Below are 22,159 nucleotides of genomic sequence, written 5' to 3'. Positions count from 1 at the left end.
TCATGAGCGCGCAGGATGCGCGCGGTCCGGAAAAGCATGATCAACGCGCCGGCGGGATCAGCACGCAGTCGGCTTTGCGGGTCTTGAGCGTGCTGCAGACGTTCTGCGCCTGCTTCTCGTCGAGCGGGCCGCCCTGGACCCGGTACCACACGCCCTTGTCGCCGAGATCGACGCGCACGGCCTGCATGCGCAGGTTGGCCATCACGTCGCCATGGGCGCTCTGCAGGCGCGCCCAGGTCGACTTGGCGACGTCCTCGTTCTTGACGGACGCGACCTGCACGCGCCAGCCGCCGACCGGACCCGACATGTTGTCGATCAGGCTGGCAATGCTGGGCCCGCTCTCGGTCGCGGCGGGTTTGGTCTCGGTCACCGCCGGCGCAGGCGCAGGGGCGCCGCTGCCCGGCGTCACCGAGGCCGGCGTCGCGGCCTGAAGCGGCGTCGGGGTTTTGCCGGCGACCTCGGCATCGGGCGGCTTGGGAGCGGCCGGCGCGGGCAGGATTCCGCCCGCCGGCAGCTTGGGATTGGTCGGACCGGGCAGCAGCTTCTCGGGCTGGGCCGGCACGGTGTTGGGCTGCAGGCGGTTGAAGACTTCCTTGTCCTGGTTCGGGACGGTGAGTCCGCCGGCATTCTCGGGCTTGATCCGCGACGGCGTCGCCGGAGCCTGCACGACCAGGGGCTCCAGCCCCCGGCCGCCTGCCTTCACATCCTGGTTGTGCGCCCACCACACGACCGAGCCGAAGCTCGCGATGGCGGCGATCGAGACCATGACGGTGAGGATCTGGCCACGCCGTCGGTTCACGCGCATTAGCAGAGAATCGCGCGGTGGCGGCGGGATGGAATCGGGTTCGTGCGCGACGGGCCTGGCCGGCGGATCGAGCCGTACGGAAGCTACCGACTCGCTCGGCCGGTAGATGGTTGGACCGTCGCCGGAGGGGGACCGGCGGATGTGCATTTTTTCCTTATCTCATCTCTTCGACGGGTGTTACGCCGAAGACCTTCAATCCCGATCCTATCACAAATCCGATTCCCTGTACCAACGCCAGTCTCGCCCGTGTGAGCTCGGCGTCACCCTCGACCACGAAACGCAAGCCGGGCTCCTCACGGCCGCGCGTCCAATGGGCATGGAAGGCGGCGGCCAGTTCATAGAGATAGAAAGCAATCCGGTGGGGTTCATGGGCGGTGGCGGCGGCATCGACCTGGCGCGGCCACTGGGCGATCAGGCGGATGAGGGCCAGCTCGCCGGCGTCGCCCAGACGATCTAATGGAGCGCTGTCCAGTCCATCGATCGCGACGCCGGCGGCGGCTGCCTGCCGCAACACGGAGCGAGTCCGTGCATGCCCATACTGGACGTACCAAACCGGATTATCGCGTGACTGTTCTGTGGCCTTTGCTACATCGAAGTCGAATGACGCGTCGTTCTTGCGTGTCAGCATCGTGAAACGCACGACATCTGGTCCGACCTCGTCGAGCAGATCGCGCAATGTAACAAATGTACCAGCGCGCTTGGACATGCGGACCATCTCGCCGTTCTTCATCACGCGCACGAGCTGGCAGAGCTTGACGTCGAGCTCGCCCTTGCCCTCGGTGATGGCGGCCACTGCCGACTTCTGGCGCTTGACGTAGCCGCCATGGTCGGCGCCCCAGACGTCGATCATGTCGGCAAAGCCGCGGCGGAACTTGTCGAAGTGATAGGCGATGTCGTTGGCGAAGTAGGTCCAGCTTCCGTCGGATTTCTTCAGAGGCCGGTCCACGTCATCGCCGAACTTCGTCGACCGGAAGAGCGTCTGCTCGCGATCCTCCCAGTCGTCGGGCTTCTGGCCCTTGGGCGGATCGAGTCGACCGGTGTAGATCAGCCCTTGCCGGCTCAGCTCCTGGAAGGCGCGGTCGACGGCTCCGGAATCGACGATGGCGCGTTCGGAGGTATAGACGTCCATGCGCACGCCAAGCGTGTCGAGGTCGGTCTTGATCTCGGCCATCAGCATGTCGATGGCGAAGTCGCGCATGACCGGCAGCCAGTCCGACTGCGGCTTGTCGATCCAGCGTGCGCCGTCGCGCTTGGCGATCGCCGCGCCCACTTCCTTCAGGTACTCGCCGGGATAGAGGCCTTCGGGGATGTCGCCGATCACATCGCCCAGCGCCTCCTTGTAGCGCAGGAAGGTCGACTGCCCGAGCTTGTCGACCTGTGCGCCGGCGTCGTTGATGTAGTACTCCTTGGTGACGGCGTAGCCTGCCTTGGCGAGCAGGTTGGCGAGCGCATCGCCCACCACCGCGCCGCGCGCGTGAGCGACGTGCAACGGGCCCGTCGGATTGGCCGACACGTACTCGACATTGACCTTGGCGCCCTGCCCCATCTGCGAATCGCCATAGGCGATGCCCGCCTTGAGGCAGTCGCGCAGCCGATCGCGCCAGAAGGAGTCGGCGATCTTGAGGTTGATGAAGCCCGGTCCCGCGACCGCGCCATCGACCACGTCGGCGTTGGCCTTGAGGCGCGCCAGCAGCGGCTCGGCGATGTCGCGCGGCTTCTTCCTGGCGGCCTTTGCCAACACCATGGCGGCGTTGGTGGCGATGTCGCCATGCGCGGCATCGCGCGGCGGCTCGGCCGTGATGGCGGAAAAATCGAGCTCCGACGGCAATTCGCCGGCCGCCTGCATGGCGCGCAGAGCGGCCTCGATCTCGCCGATGAAATGGCGGTACGGGTTCATGGGGCGGGGGTATTGCTGAAATGGCAACGTTTGTCATCCCGCCCGCTCCGCCCTTCTCTTCACCTCCGCCGTCACACGGGGGAGGCCGGGAGGGGGAAGGCGACAGTCAAGCTGTCGGCCGGGGTGAGATCATGACGTCGAAATTTTAGAGACCGCGTGTGGGGCTTTCCCCCCTCCCTACCCTCCCCCGTATGACGGGGGAGGAGAATGAGGGCGGTGGTCAATTGTACAAATCGAAGAGCCGCCGGTGCTCGTCCAGGGCATAGCGGTCGGTCATGCCGGCGATGTAGTCGGCGACGATGCGGGCGCGGGCTGCGCGTTCAGCGGCCTCGGCGCGCTCGCGCCAGGGCGGCGGCAGGCAGTTGGGCTCGGCGCACAGCAGGCCGAACAGGTCCATCACGACACGTCGCGCCTTGGAGTGCGAGCGGTTGAGATGCCAGTGCTCGTACATGCGGCCGTACAAGAACTTCTTCACGACGCGGTCGGTCTCGACCATGCGCTCGGAGAAAGCGACGACCGGCCGGCCGAGCGCCCGGATGTCGACGACCGACTTGGGCTTCGCGTCGGCCAGCCGACGCCTTGTCTCGGCCATCACGTCCTCGACCATGGCGTTGATCACGCGGCGCACCGCCTCGTGGACCAGGCGGCTCTCGCCCAGCCCGGGATACTTCTTCGACACCAGCGCGAACATCTCGCCGACCAGCGGCAAGTCTAAGAGGTCGGCGACGCCGAACAGGCCGGCGCGCAGGCCGTCGTCAATGTCGTGGTTGTTGTAGGCGATGTCGTCGCTCAGTGCCGCGACCTGCGCCTCGGGGCCGGCATGGCCTTCGAGCTCGAGGTCGTGGTCCTGGCAGTATTCGACGATGGCAGCCGGCAGATCCTCGAGCGTGCGCCCATCCTTGAGCAGCGGCCCGTTGTGCTTGACCGCGCCTTCCAGAGTCTCCCAGGTGAGGTTGAGTCCGTTGAACTCGGCGTAGCGCTCCTCAAGCTTGGTGAGGATGCGGAGGGTCTGGGCATTGTGGTCGAAGCCGCCGAACGGTTTCATCGCCGCGTGCAGCGCCTCCTCGCCGGCATGGCCGAACGGCGTGTGGCCGAGATCGTGGGCGAGCGCCACGGCCTCGCCGAGATCCTCGTCGAGATGCAGCGTGCGGCAGATGGTGCGCGCGATCTGCGCCACTTCCAGCGAATGGGTCAGCCGCGTCCGGTAGTGATCGCCCTCGTGATAGACGAAGACCTGGGTCTTGTGCTTGAGCCGGCGGAACGCCGTCGAATGGATGATGCGGTCGCGATCGCGCTGGAACGGGCTGCGGCTGGGGTCCTCGCTCTCGGCATGCAGGCGGCCGCGGCTCTGCCACGGCAGGGTGGCGTACGGCGCCAGGGCCTCGCGTCGCCACAACTGCTCCGCCACTCGACCTCCTGAAAGCGTGCGGCGCGGTTTTACGCCTTCGCGAGGCCGCCAACAACCGAGGCTATTTCACCAATGTAACAGGCACTTTGACGTGGGCGATCACGTCCTGGGCCACCGAGCCCAGCAGCACGCCGGCAAGGCCGGTATGGCCGCGCGTGCCGAGCACGACCAGGCCTGCGCCCAGCTTGTCGACGTAGTCGCTCACGATCTCGCCCTGACGGCCGACACCGATATGGACCTTGGCCGCGACGCCGGCCTTCTTGGCGATCTCGCTCGCCGTGGCCAGGCCCTTCTGGCCCTCCTCGCGGTGATGGGCGTCGATCTGGTCCTTGGACACGAAGGTGGCGATGGCGCCGCCCAGGTTGGGCTGCACGTTGAGCAGGTGCAGCTCGGCGGCGAGGCCGGCATCGAGCAGGTCGCAGGCATGGCGCACGGCGCGATCGGAGGTGCCCGAGCCGTCGACGGCGACGAGAATGGCCTTCATCTTCGCCATGTCCGCTACTCCTTCCGCCCTTCGGCCGCGAGATCGACCGGTTCGGCGTGCCTCTTCGCCTTGGCCCGTCGCTGCAGCCAGTAGCCGAGCGCCACCGTGATGACCGCGCCGCCGATCTCGAACCACATCTTGTGATTGGGGATTCTGGCTGCGAGCCACTCCATGTAAGCGGGATCGGTCGCCAGAACCTCGCCCGCGATGTAGCCCAGCAGGCCGCCGCCAGCGATGACGATGATCGGGAAGCGGTTGAGCAGCAGCATGATCAGGGTGGCGCCGAAGATGATCAGCGGGATGCTGATCAGCAGGCCGAGCACGATCAGGGTGACGTCGCCGTGCGCGGCAGCGGCGATGGCAATGGCGTTGTCCAGGCTCATCACCGCATCGGCGATGATGATGGTGCGGATGGCGCCCCACAGCGAGCCCGCCCCTTTGACGCCGTCGCCGTGCTCTTCCTCGCCCTGCACCAGCTTGACGCCGATCCACAGCAGCAGGAGCCCGCCGATCAGCTTCAGGTAGCCGATCTTCAGGAGCTGATCGACGATCAGCACGAAGATGATACGCAGGATGATGGCGCCGGCGCTGCCGATCAGGATGGCCGGCTTCTGATGACGCTTGTCGAGGTTGCGGCAGGCCAGCGCGATGACCAGGGCGTTGTCGCCCGAGAGTATGATATTGACCAGGATGATCTGAGCCAGGCCGCTCCAGAAGTGGGCCGTTAGTTCGAATCCCATGTCCCGCAGACTCCGTCCCTGTTATTTCCCGCACGGTCCGGCGACTGGTCCTGCGCCCCCACTGACCGATCTTCATTGCGCCGGTCGAAGGTGTTAGTTCAGCGTCTTCCGGGGAGCAAGCCAAACCGGACAGGGCCGGAGACGAAATCGCATGGCGAGCAGCGCGGGCTACAACAAGATGTTCCCCGTCTCATGGACGGAACTGCACCGCGATGCCCGGGCACTTGCCTGGCGGCTGGCCGATCTCGGGCCGTTCAAGGGGCTGGTGGCCATCACCCGTGGAGGGCTGGTGCCGGCCGCCATCATCGCTCGTGAGCTGAACCTGCGACTGATCGACACCGTCTGCTGCTCGACCTACGACCGCATGGAGCGCGGCGCCAAGGTCGAGCTCTTGAAGGGCACCTCGGCCGAGAACGACAAGGGCGAGGGTTGGCTGATCGTCGACGACCTGGTCGATACCGGGGTCACCGCGCGGGCCGTGCGGGCGCTCCTGCCCAAGGCCCATTTCGCTACGGTCTATGCCAAGCCCGCCGGTCGGCCGACGGTCGACAGCTATATTACAGAGGTGAGCCAGGACACCTGGATCCTTTTCCCGTGGGACCAGGAGGCGGTGATGGCCAAGACGATCATAGAGCTGAAAGGTAGCCAGCAATGAAAAGCTGGATCATCCCCTCGCCCAAAGGCATCGATTCGCTGACGCTGGCCGAACGCCCGGATCCCACGCCGGGTCCTCGCCAGGTGCTGGTGCGGGTGCGGGCGACGTCGCTCAACTATCGCGACCTGATCACCGTGGAAGGCAGCTCGGCGCGGGCCGCACCGAAGCCCGACCTGGTGCCGTTATCGGACGGCGCAGGCGAGGTCGTGGCGGTCGGATCAGGCGTTACGCGGATCAAGGCCGGCGACCGGGTAGCGGGCTGCTTCATGCAGAAGTGGGTGGGTGGCGCCATCGACGAGGTCGCCCAGGCCTCGGCGATGGGCGGCGCCATCGACGGCATGCTGACCGAGCTTGCCGTGCTGGAAGAGGACGGCGTGGTCCGCCTGCCCGACCATCTCAGCTTCGAGGAAGGCGCCACGCTGCCGTGCGCTGGCGTCACGGCCTGGCATGCGCTGGTCGAGATCGGCGAGATCAAGGCGGGTGACACCGTGCTGGTGCTGGGCTCGGGCGGCGTCTCGATCTTCGCGCTGCAGTTCGCGCGGATGTTCGGCGCGCGCGTGATCGCGACCTCGGGATCCAAAGCCAAGGCCGAGCGGGCGAAGAAGATGGGCGCGCAAGCGGTGATCGACTATCGCGCCATGCCCGACTGGGACCAGGAGGTCATGCAGCTGACCGGCGGCCGCGGCGTCGACATCACGGTCGAGGTCGGCGGCGCGGGCACCCTGCCGCGATCCTTCATGGCGACGCGGATCGCCGGGCGCATCGCCGTGATCGGCCTGCTGACGGGTGCCGGCGCGCAGGTCGACCCGATGCCGATCCTGCGGCGCAACCTCCGCGTCCAGGGCCTCTATGTCGGCAACAGGCAGATGTTCGAGGCCATGAACCGCGCCATCGAGGCGGACGGTCTAAAACCTGTCATCGACAAGGTGTTTCCTTTCGCTGAGGCAAAGGACGCCTATCGGCACATGAAGAGCCAGAACCACTTCGGCAAGATCGTGATTTCACACGGGTAGGAGCCAATGCAAAACCTCTGGTCCGACAGCGACGCCAAGGCCGCGATCGCCCAGCATGCCGCCAAGGGGATCGGCGAGGACCTGGCGTTGCGCGTCTACACGACACGCTTGCTGGGCAGCGAGCCACGACTGGTGCTGCATGGCGGCGGCAATACCTCGGTGAAGACCAAGATCGCGGATATCACCGGCGCGCCGGTCGACGTGCTGTGCGTAAAAGGCAGCGGTTGGGACATGGGCACGATCGAAGCGCCCGGCCTGCCGGCGGTGCGTCTCGAACCGTTGCGCGAGCTGGTCGGGCTGCAGGCGCTGTCGGACGAGGACATGGTCAACGTCCAGCGCTGCAACCTTTTGGACAGTAAGTCGCCCAACCCGTCGGTCGAGACGCTGTTGCACGCCTTCCTGCCGCACAAGTTCATCGACCACACGCATTCCAACGCCGTGCTGGCGCTGACCGACCAGCCCGACGGCGAGGCGCTGGCGGCCGACGTCTACGGCAAGCGAGCGGCGATGGTGCCCTACGTCATGCCGGGCTTTGCCCTCGCCAAGAAAACCAACGAAATCGCGCGGAAGAATCCCGACGTCGAAGGGCTGATCCTGCTGAAGCACGGCATCTTCTCGATGGGCGCCACGGCGGAAGAAGCCTATGTGCGCATGATCGACCTGGTGACGCTGGCGGAGAAGCGGCTGGCCAAGGAGACGCGCAAGATCTTCGCCGGCGCATCGCTGCCCGGGACGATCGCGAGCGCGGCCGATGTGGCACCGATCCTGCGCGGCTTGATCTCCCTGCCCGCCAAGGACGGCGGCCGCGAGGCGGCACAGCGCTTCGTGTTCGAGTTCCGCACCAACCCCGGCATCCTGGCCTTCGTCGGCGGCAAGGAGATCGCGCGCTACAGCCAGCAGGGTCCGGTGACGCCCGATCATGCGATCCGCACCAAGGGCGTGCCGCTGGTCGTGCCGGCGCCGGAAGCCGGCAAGCTCGACGCCTTCAAGGCGGGCGCCAAGGCCGCGCTCGACACGTTCGTCGCCGACTATCACGCCTACTTCCAGCGCCACAACGTGCGGCAGATGCCGAGCAAGACAGAGCTCGATCCCATGCCGCGCGTCGTGCTGGTGCCGGGGCTTGGCCTGTTCGGCATCGGCAACACCTCGAAGGATGCCAAGATCGCGGCCGACCTCGCCGAGACCACGGTCGAGGTGGTGGCCGACGCCGAGCGGCTCGGCATCTACGAGTGCATCCCCGAGCCTGACATCTTCGACATCGAGTACTGGTCGCTCGAGCAGGCCAAGCTCGGCGCGGCGGTCGAGAAGCCGCTGGCGCGGCGCATCGCCGTGGTGACCGGCGGCGCCTCGGGCATCGGTGCGGCGACGGCCGCGGCCTTCGCCAAGGAAGGCGCCGAAGTCGTCGTGGTCGACCGGGACGTTTCCAAGGTCAAGGGCATGGCCATCGCCTGCGACGTCACCAACGCCGCCGAGGTGCGCGCCGCCTTCGACAAGGTCGCGGCGACCTACGGCGGTGTCGACATCGTCGTCTCCAACGCCGGCGCCGCCTGGCAGGGCCGCATCGGCGACGTTTCAGACAAGACCTTGCGCGACAGCTTCGAGCTGAACTTCTGGGCGCACCAGAGCGTGGCGCAGAACGCCGTGCGCATCATGCGTACGCAGGACCTGGGCGGCTGCCTGCTGTTCAATGCTTCCAAGCAGGCGGTGAACCCGGGTCCCGACTTCGGCCCCTACGGACTGCCCAAGGCCGCAACGCTGTTCCTCAGCCGGCAGTACGCCCTCGACCATGGCGGCGACGGCATCCGCTCCAACGCGGTCAATGCCGACCGCATCCGTTCGGGCCTGCTGACCGACCAGATGATCGCCGAGCGCTCCAAGAAGCGCGGCCTGACCGAGGCCGACTACATGGGCGGCAACCTCCTGGGCCTGGAAGTCACCGCAGCCGACGTGGCGCAGGCCTTCGTTTCGCTGGCCAAGGCGACGAAGACGACGGGCGCGGTGGTCACGGTCGACGGCGGCAACATCGCGGCAGCGCTGCGTTGAGGAATACGCACCTCTCGCAGCGAGCACGACGGGTCTAAGATCGGCCCATGCCGATCGAGATCACGCCACTCACCTCCCACATCGGCGCCCGCCTTACGGGCATCGATACGCGTCGTCCCCTCACCCCGGCCGAGGTCGAGGCGATCGACGAGGGCATGAACCGTTACGCCGTGCTGGTGCTGCCGGGCCAGGACATCACCGACGAGCAGCAGCTTGCCTTCACGCGCAATTTCGGGCGGCTCGAAGAGGGCGCCAACTCGACGGTGCGCAATTCGGAGCTGCGGCTGGCACCCGCCTTCGCCGACGTCTCCAACCTCGACAAGTCGGGCGAGAAGCTCGCGCGTGACAACAAGCGGCGCATGGCGTCGCTGGGCAACCGGCTGTGGCATTCCGATGCCTCGTTCCGCGTCGTGCCGGCCAAGTATTCGATCCTGAGCGGGCGCATCGTCACGACCGCAGGCGGCAACACCGAGTTCGCCGACATGCGCGCGGCCTACGACGCGCACGATGCGGCGACCAAGGCCGAGATCGAGGACCTGATCTGCGAGCACTCGCTGATCTATTCGCGCGGCCAGCTTGGCTTCACCGAGTTCCTGCCCGACGAGCGCGTGGCGATGCGGCCGGTGCGCCACCGGCTGGTGCGCACGCATCCCGGCTCGGGCCGCAAATCGCTGTTCCTGTCGGCCCATATCGGCACCATCGTCGACTGGCCGCAGCCCGAAGCGATGGCCTTCATCCGCGACCTGATCGAGCATGCCACCCAGCCGCAGTTCGTCTACGCGCACCGCTGGACGCAGCACGACCTGGTGATATGGGACAACCGAGCCACCATGCATCGCGTGCGCCGCTTTGACGATCTCAACATCGTACGCGACATGCGCCGCACGACCACGCGCAGTGACGGGCCGACGGCAGCGCAGGAAGCGGCCTGAGATCATCGGACCGCGGGCCTCCAGGCCCGCTCAAGGTCTTCGTCTTCCGGACCGCGCGCGGGACGCGCGCGGTCCGGAAGAGCATGAGATGAGCGGGCCTGGAGGCCCGCGGTCCGGAAGACGAAGACGGAGCCGGCTTCGCTTACGGCACCATCGCGAACGGAAATGCTGGCGCACGATGCGGGCGATGTCGATAGTGTCGACCGCAAACCATCCGTTGTCCGAGGAAACACCATGACCACCCTGCCCAAGCGTCGCGTCGGCAAGACCAAGCTCGAAGTCACGACGCTGGGCCTGGGCGGCGCGCCGATGGGGGGCTTCCGCGCCACCATCTCCGACGCCGAGGCGGTGGCGCTGAGCGACGCCGCCTACGAAGGCGGCGTGCGCTACTTCGACACGTCTCCGTTTTATGGGTACGGCCGCAGCGAGCTGCGCATGGGCGCGGCGTTGCGCAACAGGCCGCGCGAGGACTTCGTGCTGTCGACCAAGGTCGGCCGCATCCTGCATGCCATGAAGCCGGGCGAGAAGAAGTCCGCCGACTTCCGCGAGAACGGCCTGCCGGGCTTCGCGCCGGTATTCGACTACACCTATGACGGCGTCATGCGCTCGCTCGAGCATTCACACCTGCGGCTGGGGCTCGCCAAGATCGACATCGCGCTGATCCACGACGTCGACTTCTGGACCATCAAGGACCGCAAGCTCCTCGACGAGCGCTTCAAGACGGTGATGGATTCGGGCTTCAAGGCGCTCGACGAACTGCGCAAGGCCGGAGTCATCGGCGCGATCGGCGTCGGCATCAACGAGTCGGACACCAGCCTGCGCTTCATCAAGGCCGGCGACTTCGACTGCATGCTGCTGGCCGGCCGCTATACGCTGCTGGAGCAGGGCGGGCTCGAGGAATTCCTGCCCGAGTGCGTCAAGCGCAGCGTCTCGGTCATCCTGGGCGGACCGTACAACTCCGGCATCCTGACCGGCGGCGTGAAGCCCGGCGCCACGCACGATTACGTAGCGGCACCCGCGAATCTGATCGAGAAGGCGCAGAAGATCGAGGCCGTCTGCCAGCGCCACGGCGTCGAGCTGGGCGCCGCCGCCATGCAGTTCCCGCTGTTCCATCCCGCGCTCTGCTCGGTGATCCCGGGCGCCCTCTCCAGCGCCGAGGTGAAGCAGAACATCGCCCGGCTGTCGGTCAAGATTCCGACCGAGCTGTGGAGCGAGCTCAAGCGCGAGAAGCTGATCGACGCCAACGCGCCGACACCGAACTAGTGGACTGCACCCCTTGGGTGAGACAGCGCACGCAGGCGCCTCTCGTCATTGCCGGAGGGGTACATGCCCTGCAGTCGCCTCGCTCGCGAATTTCTGCATTTTATGCATTTTTTTGCAGGTCGGCCGCTGTCCGCCAAGCCATTGAATTCACGCCGCTTTTGGATTTTCTGCATTTAATGCATTTTCTGCAGGCCCTCCGCTGACGGCACCCCTTACGGAAGATCATTGCTCCCGTCCGACCGAACGCAGTCGGACGGGATGATCAGCTCCCGGGCAGAAGCCGTCTGGCACACGATCGGATAAACGACGCATAGAGCGGGAGCACCGGCAAGCAGTGCAACGAAGCATCTATATAACCAAAGTACAGACCAGTCAATAACTTTGGTTGTCTTTCTCAATTTCGTTTTCGCGAGTTTTTGCGCGCCGTAGAGAGGGCTGACGCGCAATAACGCCACGCCTTGTGTCGCCGGCCCAGCTGCCAGCAATGCTGTCAACGCCGACAGGGCCACTAGGACGCGCTGATCACGATCGCGCGGATGCGGCCATCGACGGCCGCCGTCCCGAAGCGTTGCGCCACCGCCGCGGCGGCGCGGTCGGTGGCCTCCTCGAGGCGCGTGGCACCGCGCGCCTCGATCTCGTTTCGCAGCGGCGTGCCCTGGCAGTAGGCAATGGCGACGTGACGCGCCGAAGGCGCCCGGCTGCGCGCATCGACTGCGTCGATGGAGACGTCCGAGAAGCCCGCCGCCGCGAGATCCCGCCGGATGCGCTCGACGTCATGATGACCATGCGGCGTGCGCGCCATGAAGCGCGGCGGATCGGCGGGGAACATCTCCGCCAGCGTCTGCGTAACGACGTCGGCGAATTCGTTGTCGGCGATCTTGTCCCACACGTTGAACAGGAAGCGTCCGCCCGGTCTTAGGACCCGGCGCGCCTCCCTGTAGCCCTGCACCTTGTCGGGAAAGAACATCGCGCCGAACTGGCAGGCGACGGCGTCGAAGCTGCGGTCGGCGAACGGCAGGCCGAGCGCATCGGCCTGCTTCCACTCGACAGCGCGGGTTGGCTGCCGCTTCGCCGCCTGGTCGAGCATCGCCTGGTTGAGGTCGGTGGCGACGACGTGCGTCGATGCTGGCAGCCGTTCGCCAAGGGCGCGCGTCAGCACGCCCGTTCCCGCCGCGGTCTCCAGCACGTCGTTCGGCGCCAAGGCGGCGACTCGCTCAGCGAGATCGACGGCGTAGGGCTCGAAGATCAGCGGGACCATGAAGCGGTCGTAAATTTCGGGGATCGATCCGGCGAACACTTTGTCGGTCGTCTCAACCATCGACGGCTCCATTGGCGGCCCGGATGCCTGATAGTATCACGCACCGGAGGAATGCCATGAAGATCATCGACGCCCAGATCCACATCTGGTCACAGACCGTGACACCGCCCAGCGGGCTCCATCGCAAGGTCGAGAAATTCACCGCCGAGGAGGCGTTGAAGGAGATGGACGAGGCCGGAGTCGACGCCGCGCTGATCCATCCGCCCTACAGCTGGGATCCGACCTCCAACCAGCTCGCCCTGGCGGCGGCGAAGAAATACCCTGACCGCTTCGCCGTGATGGGCCAGTTCGAGCTCGAGGACCCGGAGAGCCGCAAGCGCATCGTCGGCTGGCGCAACCAGCCCGGCATGATGGGCCTGCGCTGGGCCCTCCTCTATCCCGACCAGCAGAAGGCGCTGCACGAGGGCAAGCTCGACTGGGTTTGGCCCGCTGCCGAAAAGGAAGGCATTCCCGTCGCCACCATGGCCGGCCTCTTCCTGAAGCCGTTCAGGAAGATCGCCGAGGCGCATCCGCGGCTGAAACTGATCATCGACCATTGCGGCCTGCTTCGCCTGGAGAAGGACGCAGCGGCCTTCGGCAATCTCGACGAGCTCTGCTCGCTGGCGAAGCTGCCGAACGTCGCCGTCAAGGCGACCGGAGCGCCGGGCTACTCGACGCAGCTCTACCCCTTCAAGAACTTGCACGACGGCCTGCACCGCATCTTCGATGCCTACGGGCCCGACCGTTTCTTCTGGGGCACCGACATCACCCGCATGCCCTGCAGCTACCGCCAATGCGTGACCATGTTCACCGAGGAGCTGCCGTGGCTGAAGGGCCAGGACCTCGAGAAGGTAATGGGCCGCGGTCTCGCCAAGTGGATCGGCTGGAACTACGCGTTCGACTGATCGCCGTCACTTCTTGAGCGGCAGGATTTGTCCGCGGATCTCGCCACCGGGATACTGCAAGGTCATGACGTTGACGTACCATTGCCCGGCCAGCACCTGCGCCGCCTGCTCCTCGGTGAGCGTGACGCCGTCCCGGATCATGTAGTCGTAGATCGGGATGTTGATGGGCGCGACCTGCGGGCCGATCTCGCCGGGCGCCGCAGGTCCCTGCAGGTAGCCCATGGTGATGGGGCCGCTCAGCCCCTGCAGGTTCAGGCGATACTCCAGCACCTTGGTCGAGGGCCGGTAAACGGCCTCGAAGTAGCCGCTGCCCTGGCTGGTCGTCGGCGGCACCTCGTAGGCGCCGGCGAGCGAGGCGCGCAGGTCGGTCTTGGGCACGCGCGGCTCGCCGAGATAGAACGAGCACGACGCCATGAGCGACAGCGCCAGAACCAGGGTCGCGCGAACAACGGCCGTCATGTGAAGCCCCCTTTTTGTCGTCATACGCAGCAAAACCGGCCGATCTCCCCTAGCCATTGTGTCAGTTCCGGCGACGGCGCTCTAGTTGCAGTCGGACCGACTGTCGCACGCCGCATGGCGTCCAGTTTGCTACATGACCGCCCGCCATGAGCAACGACCCCGTCCACCACCCGTTGGGAGCCGCATGACGTCCGGAAAGCCTCGTATCACGGCCCAGATCGCCGGGCGCGCCCTGCATCCCCTGCTTCGTCCCTTCGCCGTCGGCTACTTCTTCACCGCCTGCGCCGCCGACCTGGTCTACACCCAGGCCAGCGTCTTCGTGCGCCACAGCGTGCCGAAGTTCGCCGACATCACCGAATGGCTGCTGATCGCCGGGCTGGTGATGGCCGTGCTGGCCACCGTCGTCGCCCTGATCGACCTTCTGGGCGAGCGGCAGTTCCGCACCCTGCCCGATCTCCGGATGTATGCCGCCGGCAGCGCGCTGGTGATGGCGCTCGAAGTCTACAATCTCTACCTGCGCCAATCGGTCGGCGCCGACGCCATCACGCCCACGGGCCTGGTCCTGTCGCTGGCCGCCAGCATCGTGCTGCTGGCGACGCCCTGGCAGAACTGGGCGAGGATGTATCGCTAAGCAAATCGAGGGGACTGGCACGGCGCGTCCGACGGGAGGATGATCCTCGGCGGAGGATCGCGCCCATGCATTACGACGTCATCTCCGCCGACGGCCATGTCGACCTGATCTGGCTGCCTCCCGATCTTTTCACCAGGAACGCTTCGGCGGCCTTCAAGGACCGCATGCCCCACGTCGTCGAGGGGCCGAAGGGACCGGAGTGGGTCAGTGCCAAGGGCGCCAAGTTCGGCCTGGTGAACGGCATGGGCTCGGCCGGCCGCGAATACGTGCCGGGCGTCATCCATCGATCCGACCGCATGGCCTCGACGGGCCTCTACGACGACGGCAAGAAAGGCATCCGACGCCTCACCGAACCGGAGATGCGCCTGAAGGACCAGGACCGCGATGGCGTGCAGGCCGAGATCCTGTACGGCGTGCTGGGCTCGAGCGGCCGGCTGAACGATCCGGAAGCGGCGCTGGAGATGCTGCGCATCTACAACGACTGGCTCCACGATTTCTGCAGGGCTGCGCCCGACCGCCTGATCGGGCTGGCCAACATCCCGAACTACAACATGGAAGACTCCGTGGCCGAGGCGATGCGCTGCGCCAAGCGCGGCGTGCGCGGCTTCGACGTCGCCAACCGGCCCGACATGACGCCGCTGTGGGATCCGTTCTGGGAGCCGCTGTGGCAGTGCGCGCACGAGACCGGCATCCCCGTGCACTTCCACACCATCGGCGGGCGCTCGCCTGATTACTCGAAGATGCCGCAGTATGTCGTGCGCCGCGTGCAGGCCACGCACATCACCAGTTTCCAGATGCACATGGGCTACATGTTGATGTCGCTGGTCTTCAGCGGCGCGCTCGAACGCTTTCCCAACCTCAAGATCGTGATCGGCGAAGCGGGCCTGGGCTGGATCCCCTACGTGCTACAGCACATGGATCTCGAGTGGGAGGACCAGTTCAAGGACCTCGATCTCAAGATGAAGCCCAGCGAATACTGGCATCGGCAGTGCTATGCGACCTACCAGACCGATCCGGTCGGCATCCGCCTGCTCGACCTCCTCGGCGAGGACAACGTGATGTGGGGCTCCGACTACCCGCACCCCGACGGCATCTGGCCGGATTCGCAGGAGTTCTTGACCCGCGAGCTTTCGGGCGTCAGCGCCGAGGCCCGCCGCAAGATCACACGCCACAATGCGATGAAGCTCTATCGGCTGAGCAACTGACATTGCGGGCAGATGGCCGCCGATAGACGCATCGTACCTGGCGACCTGCTCGACTTCGCGACTGCCGTCTATGCCTCGGCTGGCATGCCGCCCGCCGACGCACGGACCGTCGCCGACACTCTGGTGCAAGCCGACCTGTGGGGTCACCAGTCGCACGGGGTGATGCGGCTCTCCTGGTACCTGGCACGGCTGAAGGCCGGCGTATGCACGGCAGTGGCCGCGCCCAGATTCGTCGTCGATGCCGGCGCTGTGGCCGTAATCGACGGCGACGACGCCATGGGCCAGGTGCTGACCCTGCACGCGATGCGCGATGCCGTGCGACGCGCCAAGGCACACGGCATCGGCGCCGTTGCCCTGCGCAACTCCAATCATTTCGGCACGGCGCTCTACTACACGCTCGCCGCTGCGCGCGAAGGCTGCGTCGCCTTTCTGTCGACCAACGCCAGCCCTGCCATGGCGCCGTGGGGAGGCCGCAAGAAGACGGTCGGCACTAATCCGTGGTCGTGGGCGGCGCCCGCCGGCTCGTATGCGCCCATGGTGCTCGATATCGCCAACACCGGCGTGGCGCGCGGCAAGATCTACCTCGCCAAGCAGAGGGGCCTGCCGATCCCGGAAGGTTGGGCGATCGACGCCGAGGGCGCGCCGACGACCGACGCGTCGGCCGCCATCGACGGCATCATCCTGCCGATGGCCGGCCACAAGGGCTACGCGATCGCGGCCATGATGGACATGCTGTCGGGCGTGCTGACTGGCAGCGCCTTCGGCAGTGGCGTGTTCGGCCCCTACCAGACTGAGCACAAGAGCGGCGCCGGCCAGATGATGATCGTGCTCGACATCGAGAAGTTCCAGCCGTTGGCCGATTTCAACGCCCGCATGGAGAAGATGAAATCCGTGCCGCTGGCGCAGGGTCACGACGAGATCTTCTATCCGGGCGAGATCGAGGCACGGAATGAGGCGATGAATCGTCGTGACGGCGTGATGCTCCCGGCGGACACGATCGCGGACCTCGTGAAAGTCAGTCACGCGACAGGCGTCGCTCCTCCTTTTTAAGATCGCTCAGCGCAGGGCCATCGAGGCTGGCAGCCTAACCAGGGCCGCTTGGGTCTGTTTGGACCGGATCGGTTTTGGACGATAAGTAATCATGAGCCGGCCGGAGGCCGGCGGTCCGGAAGATCATGAACTCGAGCCTGCGCATTCCGCTTCTCGTCGTCTTCGCGATGCTGGCCTTCGCCAGCAACTCGCTGCTCTGCCGCGCGGCCTTGCGCGAGACGGAGATCGACGCAGCAAGCTTCACCGCCATCCGGCTCGCCTCGGGCGCCCTCATGCTGATCATCCTGCTGCGGATGCGCGGCGTGCGGCCGTCGAGCGGCGGGAGTTGGCCGATGGCGGTGATGCTGTTCGCCTATGCCGTCTTCTTCTCCTTCGCCTATCGCGACCTCACGGCGGCGACGGGCGCGCTGCTTCTGTTCGGCGCCGTCCAGCTCACCATGATGGCCTGGGGCCTGTGGCGGGGCGAACGCATCGCCGGTTGGCGGCTCCTGGGGCTGGTGATCGCGGTGGGCGGCCTGGTCGTCCTGCTATTGCCGGGGCTCGCCGCGCCGCCGCCACATGCCGCCGCGCTGATGCTGGGCGCCGGGGCGGCCTGGGGCGTCTATTCGCTGCTCGGAAGAGGCGCCGGCGAGCCGATCGCGGCGACCGGCGGCAACTTCCTGCGCACGGTGCCCTTTGCAGCAGCGCTGATCCTGACGGCCTATGGCCGTGAAACCGTCGATTATACGGGCCTCGCCTACGCCGTGGTCTCGGGCGCGCTGACCTCGGGCCTGGGCTACGTGCTGTGGTACGCGGCCCTGCCGGCGCTCAGCGCAACCTCCGCCGCCACAATCCAGCTCAGCGTCCCGGCCATTGCGGCCATCGGCGGGGCAGTGCTACTCGCGGAGCCGATCACCGCGCGGCTGCTCCTGGCCTCGGCGGCGATCCTGGGCGGCATCGCGCTCACGATACGGAAGAAGGGTTGAAGAAGACCATGTTCGAAGTCGCCGAGCGCCTGCGCAACGTCAAGATATCCGCCTCCGCCGCCATGACCCGCAAGGTGCGCGAGCTGCGCGCCCAGGGCGTGAAGATCGTCGGCCTCTCCTCGGGCGAGCCCGACTTCCCGACGCCGACGCACGCCATCGAGGCGGCCTACAAGGCAGCGCTTGCCGGCGACACCAAGTATCCGCCGCAGGATGGCGTGAAGCCCCTGAAGGAGGCGATCCAGCGCAAGTTCAAGCGCGACAACAATCTCGACTATGCGCTCGACGAGATCATGGTCTCGAACGGCAGCAAGCAGATCATGTACGACGCCCTGCAGGCGAGCGTGAACCCGGGCGACGAGGTGATCATCCCGGCGCCCGGCTGGATCTCCTACGCCGACCAGGCGACGCTGGCCGGCGCCCAGCCGGTGTCGGTGTCGTGCCCGGAGAACAACCATTTCAAGCTGCGCGCCGTCGACCTCGAGGCTGCGATCACGCCCAAGACCAAGTGGGTGGTGCTGAACTTCCCCAACAACCCGACGGGTGCGGTGTGCTCGCGCGCCGAGATGCGCGAGATCGCTGACGTCCTGCTCGCCCATCCCCACGTCTTCGTCATGTCGGACGACGTCTACGAACACCTGACCTACGACGGCTTCGGCTTCTGCACCGTGGCCGAGGTCGAGCCCAAGCTGAAGGAGCGCACGCTCACGGTGAACGGCGCCTCCAAGGCCTATGCCATGACCGGCTGGCGCGTCGGCTTCTGCGGTGGGCCCAAGCCCATGGTCGCCGCCATGATGAACATGCAGGGCCAGATCGGATCAGGCATCTCGACCATCAGCCAGGCCGCGGCGACCGCCGCGCTGAACGGGCCGCAGGAGCTCCTGAAGGAGCGCGCCGCCGACTACCAGAAGCGGCGCGACGAGGTCGTCGGCATGCTGCGCGAGGCCAAGGGGCTCACCTGCCACAAGCCCGAGGGCGCGTTCTACGTGTTCCCCAACATGGCGGGCTGCATCGGCAAGACCACGCCGGGCGGCCGCAAGATCGCCAACGACACCGATTTCGTGACGGCGCTGCTCGAGGAAAAGCACGTCGCCACCGTGCAGGGCGCGGCCTACGGCATGAGCCCCTACTTCCGCATCTCCTACGCCACCGACATGGCGAGCCTGCGCGAGGGTTGTAAGCGCATCCAGGAGTTCTGCGGCGGACTCAAGTAGCCGCCCTCGAGCGGCTGGGCGCAACCAGCCGACACGACTTGACGTTCGTGCGATGCGGGGGCTTTCGCATCGGAGGATCGTCATGCCACACGGTGACAAGTCGAAGTATACGGCCAAGCAGGATCGCAAGGCCGACCACATTGCCGAGGGCTACGAAGCAAGCGGCGTCTCGCACAAGGAAGCCGAGCGGCGCGCCTGGGCGACCGTCAACAAGGAAAGCGGCGGCGGCAAGAAGAGCGGCTCGGGTCGCGGCAAGAAGGAAAGCCACGCTGCGTCGCGCAAGGGTGGCCGGATCGGTGGACGCGCCGCGGCGTCGCGACCGAAGGCTGCGCGCTCGGCATCGGCGCGCAAGGCGGCAGCGACGCGCAAGCGCCGCGCGGCGTGAGCTTACAAGCTCACCACGCCGCCATTGCCTGGTTCGACATTTCCTTGATGGCGGACATCTGGCTGCGCAGGCCGATCTTGCGGGCACACAGCGGCCAGTGATGCGGCTCTTCGAGGTCGAAGATCATGTACTTGGCGAGCGACGCCGCGCGATCGTAGTCGTGCGCCAGCTCGGCGGCTTCCTGGCGCGAGAGCTGCGTGCCCTCTTTCCTGAGCTGATAGCTGATCACGGTCTGCACCGAGAACTGCAGGCGTCCGAGATACGCGCCGCGGCCGCCATGGATCGGCCGATCAGACGGACCCCAGCCACCGCTCTCGCAATGAGCGAGCTGGCGGATGATCTCTTCCTTGCGTTCGTCGATCTCCTTCTGACGCAGATCGACCGTCGGCTCGAACCCCGACGTCTTGGGCGGAGTTCCTCCGAGCTGGCATGCGGAGACGAGGAAGGCGCTGACGAAGAGGCCAGCGCAGGAGATAGTGGCGCGAAATGCAGTCACAACCCTTGCTGCCACGATTTGTGGGACGAGGTAAACCCTGCAAGGTCGAGATTCACACAGCACGTGGAAAACGATCAAACTGCGAACGTCAGGTGAACTTCCGCATGAAGGATCGTTGAAACAATCCACAGAAGTCAGAATAAATTCTTGTGACGCGGTAAGTTAGGTCGCGCTGTTGTCGTGCTGAACGAAGCCACGCACACCCTGAAATGAGAACATCACACGCGCTGTCGCCTGCGTCATCGAGTCCATCTTTTTAACAACTTTTTCTCGGACAGCGCGAGATCATCCGACCTGACGTGACTGTCCCGACCAATATTTCGCTCGCAGAATCTTCTTGTCGACCTTGCCGACGGCAGTGAGCGGCAGACTGTCGACGAACTCGACCTGCTTCGGCGCGTGCGTGCTGCCCTTGCGATCCTTCACATGCTGCATCAACGCTTCGGCTGCCGGTTGCGTGCCAGGCTTGACGACAACCAGTGCGGCGACAGCCTCGCCCCACTTCTCGTGCGGCACGCCGATCACCGCAGCCATCGCGACATCGGGATGGGAAGACAGCACATCCTCCACTTCGCGCGGGAAGATGTTGAAGCCGCCGGACACGATCATGTCCTTCTTGCGATCGACGATGTAGAGATAGCCGCGCTCGTCGGCGCGGGCGATGTCGCCGGTATGCAGCCAGCCGCCCTTGAACGTTTCCGCGGTCTGCTCGGGCTGCTTCCAGTACTGCTCCATGGCGTGCGGCGCGCGCACGCAGATCTCGCCCGCTTCGCCTTGCTTCACTTCGTTGTTGTCGTCATCGCGCAGGGTCACCGTGCAGGAGGCGATGGGAAAGCCGCAGGACTGGAACAGCTCGGGACGCGCAGCGTCGTGATCGGCCTTGCGCAGCACGCTCACCGGATAGCATTCGGTCTGGCCATAGAGCTGGCTGAACACCGGGCCGATGCGCTCCAGCCCCTCGACCAGCCGCGTCGGCGACATCGGCGAGGCGCCGTACAGGATCAGCTCCAGCGACGACAGGTCGGTCTGCTCGAGCCGCGGATGGTCGAGCAGCACGTAGATCATCGTCGGCACCATCAGCGTGCAGTTGATCTTCTCGCGCTCGATGGTGGCCAGAAACTTCTCCGGCTCGAAGCCCCTCAGGAGCCGCACCGTCCCGCCCTTGAGCAGCGTGGGCGTCACCTTGGTGCCGGCGACATGGGTGATGGGTGCTGCCGCGAGATAATGCGGCACAGCGGGCAACTCGAAGTCGGCGGCGACCGCCAGCGACATGGCGGTCGTCGACCGATGGCGGCGAATCGCGCCCTTGGACTTGCCCGTCGTGCCGCCGGTGTAGCTGATGACGGCATAGTCGTCGGCATCGGTGAGGTCGACCGGCGTGGCCGTGCCGACCTGTTCGGCGGCCAGCAGAAGATCGCGGCCGAAGTCGGACGACCCGAGGCTCAGCACGGCACCAAGCCTGTTGGCGGCCCGCGCGGCGAGCTCGCCGCCGCGGGTCGCGTGAGTGGCGGGATCGACGATCAGCGCCGTCGCCCCGGCATCCTCGATGACATCGAGATGATCAGCGAGAGCGCCCAGCGGATGCAGCCAGGTCGTGATCAGGCCGAGAGCGCCCGCGGCCACGCCGGCGCACCACATGTGGGCGCTATTGGCGCTGAGGAAGGCCGCGGTCTCTCCCTTCCTGAGGCCGGCCGCCGTCATCGCCGCCTGGAAGCGGCCGATCAGGTCCAGCGTGGCGCGATAGGTGAGCCGGCCATCGTCCCACACGAAGGCCGGACGATCGGGATAGCGCGCGAGGGCGCGCAGCAGCATGGTCGTGCCGGTCGGCGCCTGCGTGATCAGATCCATGATCTTCCTCCTCCCGCGATCCGACAGTGCAACGCCGTCGCTTCTGCTGCATTCTTAACAGACCAGCACCGAGGGCCTGCCATGAGTGAAACCCTGATCGTCGCCTGCCCGGCTTGCAACACCCTGAACCGCGCGCCGCGCGAAAAGCTCGCGGCCGGCGGCGGCAAGTGCGGGAATTGCGGCGCATCCCTGTTCGAGGGGCATCCGGTGGCGCTCAACGCCCAGAGCTTCGAGACACACGCCGCCAAGAGCGACATTCCCCTGCTGGTCGATTTCTGGGCGCCGTGGTGCGGGCCCTGCCGTGCGATGGCGCCGCAGTTCGAGAAAGCAGCGGGCCAGTTCGAGCCGCAGGTGCGCTTCGCCAAGGTCAACACCGACGAGGAGCAGCAGCTCGCCGGCCGCTTCGGCATCCAGGGCATTCCGACGATGATCCTGTTCCACCGCGGCAAGGAGATCGCCCGCCAGTC

General features: G+C 66.3%; 22 protein-coding genes. 13 read left to right on the top strand and 9 right to left on the bottom strand.

Features of this window, described 5'->3' with window-relative positions; translation table 11 throughout:
* Window positions 1-40: 40 nt before the first annotated feature.
* From RSO01_RS14130 to RSO01_RS14110, 5 genes are all read right to left on the bottom strand, one after another.
* Window positions 41-799 (bottom strand): SPOR domain-containing protein, encoded by a 759-nt coding sequence (locus RSO01_RS14130; protein ID WP_170303051.1) that lies wholly within the window; start codon window positions 797-799, stop codon window positions 41-43.
* A 160-nt stretch (window positions 800-959) separates the two neighbouring features.
* Entirely contained in the window at window positions 960-2,702 is a 1,743-nt protein-coding gene (gene argS / locus RSO01_RS14125; RefSeq protein WP_147149747.1) for an arginine--tRNA ligase, read from the bottom strand.
* Window positions 2,703-2,922: 220 nt separating this feature from the next.
* A complete protein-coding gene (locus tag RSO01_RS14120) occupies window positions 2,923-4,110 on the bottom strand; it encodes a deoxyguanosinetriphosphate triphosphohydrolase (RefSeq protein ID WP_218037335.1) in 1,188 nt (395 codons plus the stop codon).
* A gap of 61 nt (window positions 4,111-4,171) precedes the next feature.
* Complete coding sequence (locus tag RSO01_RS14115) at window positions 4,172-4,603, bottom strand: universal stress protein (RefSeq protein ID WP_147149746.1); 432 nt, start codon at window positions 4,601-4,603, stop codon at window positions 4,172-4,174.
* Between the two features lie 5 nt (window positions 4,604-4,608).
* Window positions 4,609-5,334 carry a TerC family protein gene (locus RSO01_RS14110; RefSeq protein WP_147149745.1) on the bottom strand — a complete coding sequence of 242 codons (726 nt, stop codon included), beginning with the start codon at window positions 5,332-5,334 and terminating at the stop codon, window positions 4,609-4,611.
* A gap of 151 nt (window positions 5,335-5,485) precedes the next feature.
* Between RSO01_RS14110 and gpt the strand changes: the two genes are divergently transcribed.
* From gpt to RSO01_RS14085, 5 genes are all read left to right on the top strand, one after another.
* On the top strand, window positions 5,486-5,989 hold the full coding sequence (gene gpt / locus RSO01_RS14105) for a xanthine phosphoribosyltransferase (protein ID WP_147149744.1): 504 nt from the start codon (window positions 5,486-5,488) through the stop codon (window positions 5,987-5,989).
* A complete protein-coding gene (locus RSO01_RS14100; RefSeq protein ID WP_147149743.1) occupies window positions 5,986-7,002 on the top strand; it encodes a zinc-dependent alcohol dehydrogenase family protein in 1,017 nt (338 codons plus the stop codon). Before gpt ends, RSO01_RS14100 begins: the two co-directional genes overlap by 4 nt.
* Before the next feature lie 6 nt (window positions 7,003-7,008).
* Window positions 7,009-9,045: a bifunctional aldolase/short-chain dehydrogenase gene (locus RSO01_RS14095; RefSeq protein WP_147149742.1), complete on the top strand. Its 2,037-nt coding sequence runs from the start codon at window positions 7,009-7,011 to the stop codon at window positions 9,043-9,045.
* A 47-nt stretch (window positions 9,046-9,092) separates the two neighbouring features.
* On the top strand, window positions 9,093-9,977 hold the full coding sequence (locus tag RSO01_RS14090) for a TauD/TfdA dioxygenase family protein (RefSeq protein WP_147149741.1): 885 nt from the start codon (window positions 9,093-9,095) through the stop codon (window positions 9,975-9,977).
* A 234-nt stretch (window positions 9,978-10,211) separates the two neighbouring features.
* Window positions 10,212-11,240: an aldo/keto reductase gene (locus tag RSO01_RS14085; RefSeq protein WP_147149740.1), complete on the top strand. Its 1,029-nt coding sequence runs from the start codon at window positions 10,212-10,214 to the stop codon at window positions 11,238-11,240.
* Window positions 11,241-11,748: 508 nt separating this feature from the next.
* On the opposite strand, the gene RSO01_RS14080 is transcribed toward RSO01_RS14085, so the two are convergent.
* Window positions 11,749-12,558 (bottom strand): class I SAM-dependent methyltransferase, encoded by an 810-nt coding sequence (locus tag RSO01_RS14080; RefSeq protein WP_147149739.1) that lies wholly within the window; start codon window positions 12,556-12,558, stop codon window positions 11,749-11,751.
* A 56-nt stretch (window positions 12,559-12,614) separates the two neighbouring features.
* Between RSO01_RS14080 and RSO01_RS14075 the strand changes: the two genes are divergently transcribed.
* The gene (locus RSO01_RS14075; protein WP_170303050.1) at window positions 12,615-13,442 is read left to right on the top strand and encodes an amidohydrolase family protein; all 828 of its coding nucleotides are present in this window, start codon (window positions 12,615-12,617) and stop codon (window positions 13,440-13,442) included.
* Between the two features lie 6 nt (window positions 13,443-13,448).
* On the opposite strand, the gene RSO01_RS14070 is transcribed toward RSO01_RS14075, so the two are convergent.
* On the bottom strand, window positions 13,449-13,901 hold the full coding sequence (locus tag RSO01_RS14070) for a CHRD domain-containing protein (RefSeq protein ID WP_170303049.1): 453 nt from the start codon (window positions 13,899-13,901) through the stop codon (window positions 13,449-13,451).
* Between the two features lie 184 nt (window positions 13,902-14,085).
* Here RSO01_RS14070 and RSO01_RS14065 point away from each other — a divergent pair, with 184 nt between their 5' ends.
* From RSO01_RS14065 to RSO01_RS14040, 6 genes are all read left to right on the top strand, one after another.
* Window positions 14,086-14,532, top strand: a complete 447-nt coding sequence (locus RSO01_RS14065; protein WP_170303048.1) for a DUF2231 domain-containing protein — start codon at window positions 14,086-14,088, stop codon at window positions 14,530-14,532.
* Between the two features lie 65 nt (window positions 14,533-14,597).
* On the top strand, window positions 14,598-15,737 hold the full coding sequence (locus RSO01_RS14060; protein WP_147149735.1) for an amidohydrolase family protein: 1,140 nt from the start codon (window positions 14,598-14,600) through the stop codon (window positions 15,735-15,737).
* A gap of 12 nt (window positions 15,738-15,749) precedes the next feature.
* Entirely contained in the window at window positions 15,750-16,787 is a 1,038-nt protein-coding gene (locus RSO01_RS14055) for an Ldh family oxidoreductase (RefSeq protein ID WP_147149734.1), read from the top strand.
* A 125-nt stretch (window positions 16,788-16,912) separates the two neighbouring features.
* Window positions 16,913-17,752 carry a DMT family transporter gene (locus RSO01_RS14050; protein ID WP_147149733.1) on the top strand — a complete coding sequence of 280 codons (840 nt, stop codon included), beginning with the start codon at window positions 16,913-16,915 and terminating at the stop codon, window positions 17,750-17,752.
* 8 nt (window positions 17,753-17,760) lie between these two features.
* Window positions 17,761-18,963: a pyridoxal phosphate-dependent aminotransferase gene (locus tag RSO01_RS14045; protein WP_147149732.1), complete on the top strand. Its 1,203-nt coding sequence runs from the start codon at window positions 17,761-17,763 to the stop codon at window positions 18,961-18,963.
* Between the two features lie 82 nt (window positions 18,964-19,045).
* Window positions 19,046-19,348, top strand: a complete 303-nt coding sequence (locus RSO01_RS14040) for a plasmid stabilization protein (protein ID WP_147149731.1) — start codon at window positions 19,046-19,048, stop codon at window positions 19,346-19,348.
* A 10-nt stretch (window positions 19,349-19,358) separates the two neighbouring features.
* Here the strand turns inward: RSO01_RS14040 and RSO01_RS14035 are convergent, their stop codons facing one another.
* Both RSO01_RS14035 and RSO01_RS14030 read right to left on the bottom strand, forming a co-directional pair.
* A complete protein-coding gene (locus RSO01_RS14035; protein ID WP_147149730.1) occupies window positions 19,359-19,844 on the bottom strand; it encodes a hypothetical protein in 486 nt (161 codons plus the stop codon).
* A 285-nt stretch (window positions 19,845-20,129) separates the two neighbouring features.
* Window positions 20,130-21,695, bottom strand: coding sequence for an AMP-binding protein (locus RSO01_RS14030; protein ID WP_373867902.1), 1,566 nt, complete (start codon window positions 21,693-21,695; stop codon window positions 20,130-20,132).
* Window positions 21,696-21,773: 78 nt separating this feature from the next.
* Between RSO01_RS14030 and trxC the strand changes: the two genes are divergently transcribed.
* The coding region (gene trxC / locus RSO01_RS14025; RefSeq protein ID WP_147149728.1) for a thioredoxin TrxC at window positions 21,774-22,159 on the top strand (386 nt) is incomplete at its 3' end.

Origin of the sequence: Reyranella soli (genome assembly GCF_007992495.1) — a bacterium.
Lineage (GTDB): Bacteria > Pseudomonadota > Alphaproteobacteria > Reyranellales > Reyranellaceae > Reyranella > Reyranella soli.
This window is presented reverse-complemented; position numbering and strand designations above follow the sequence as displayed.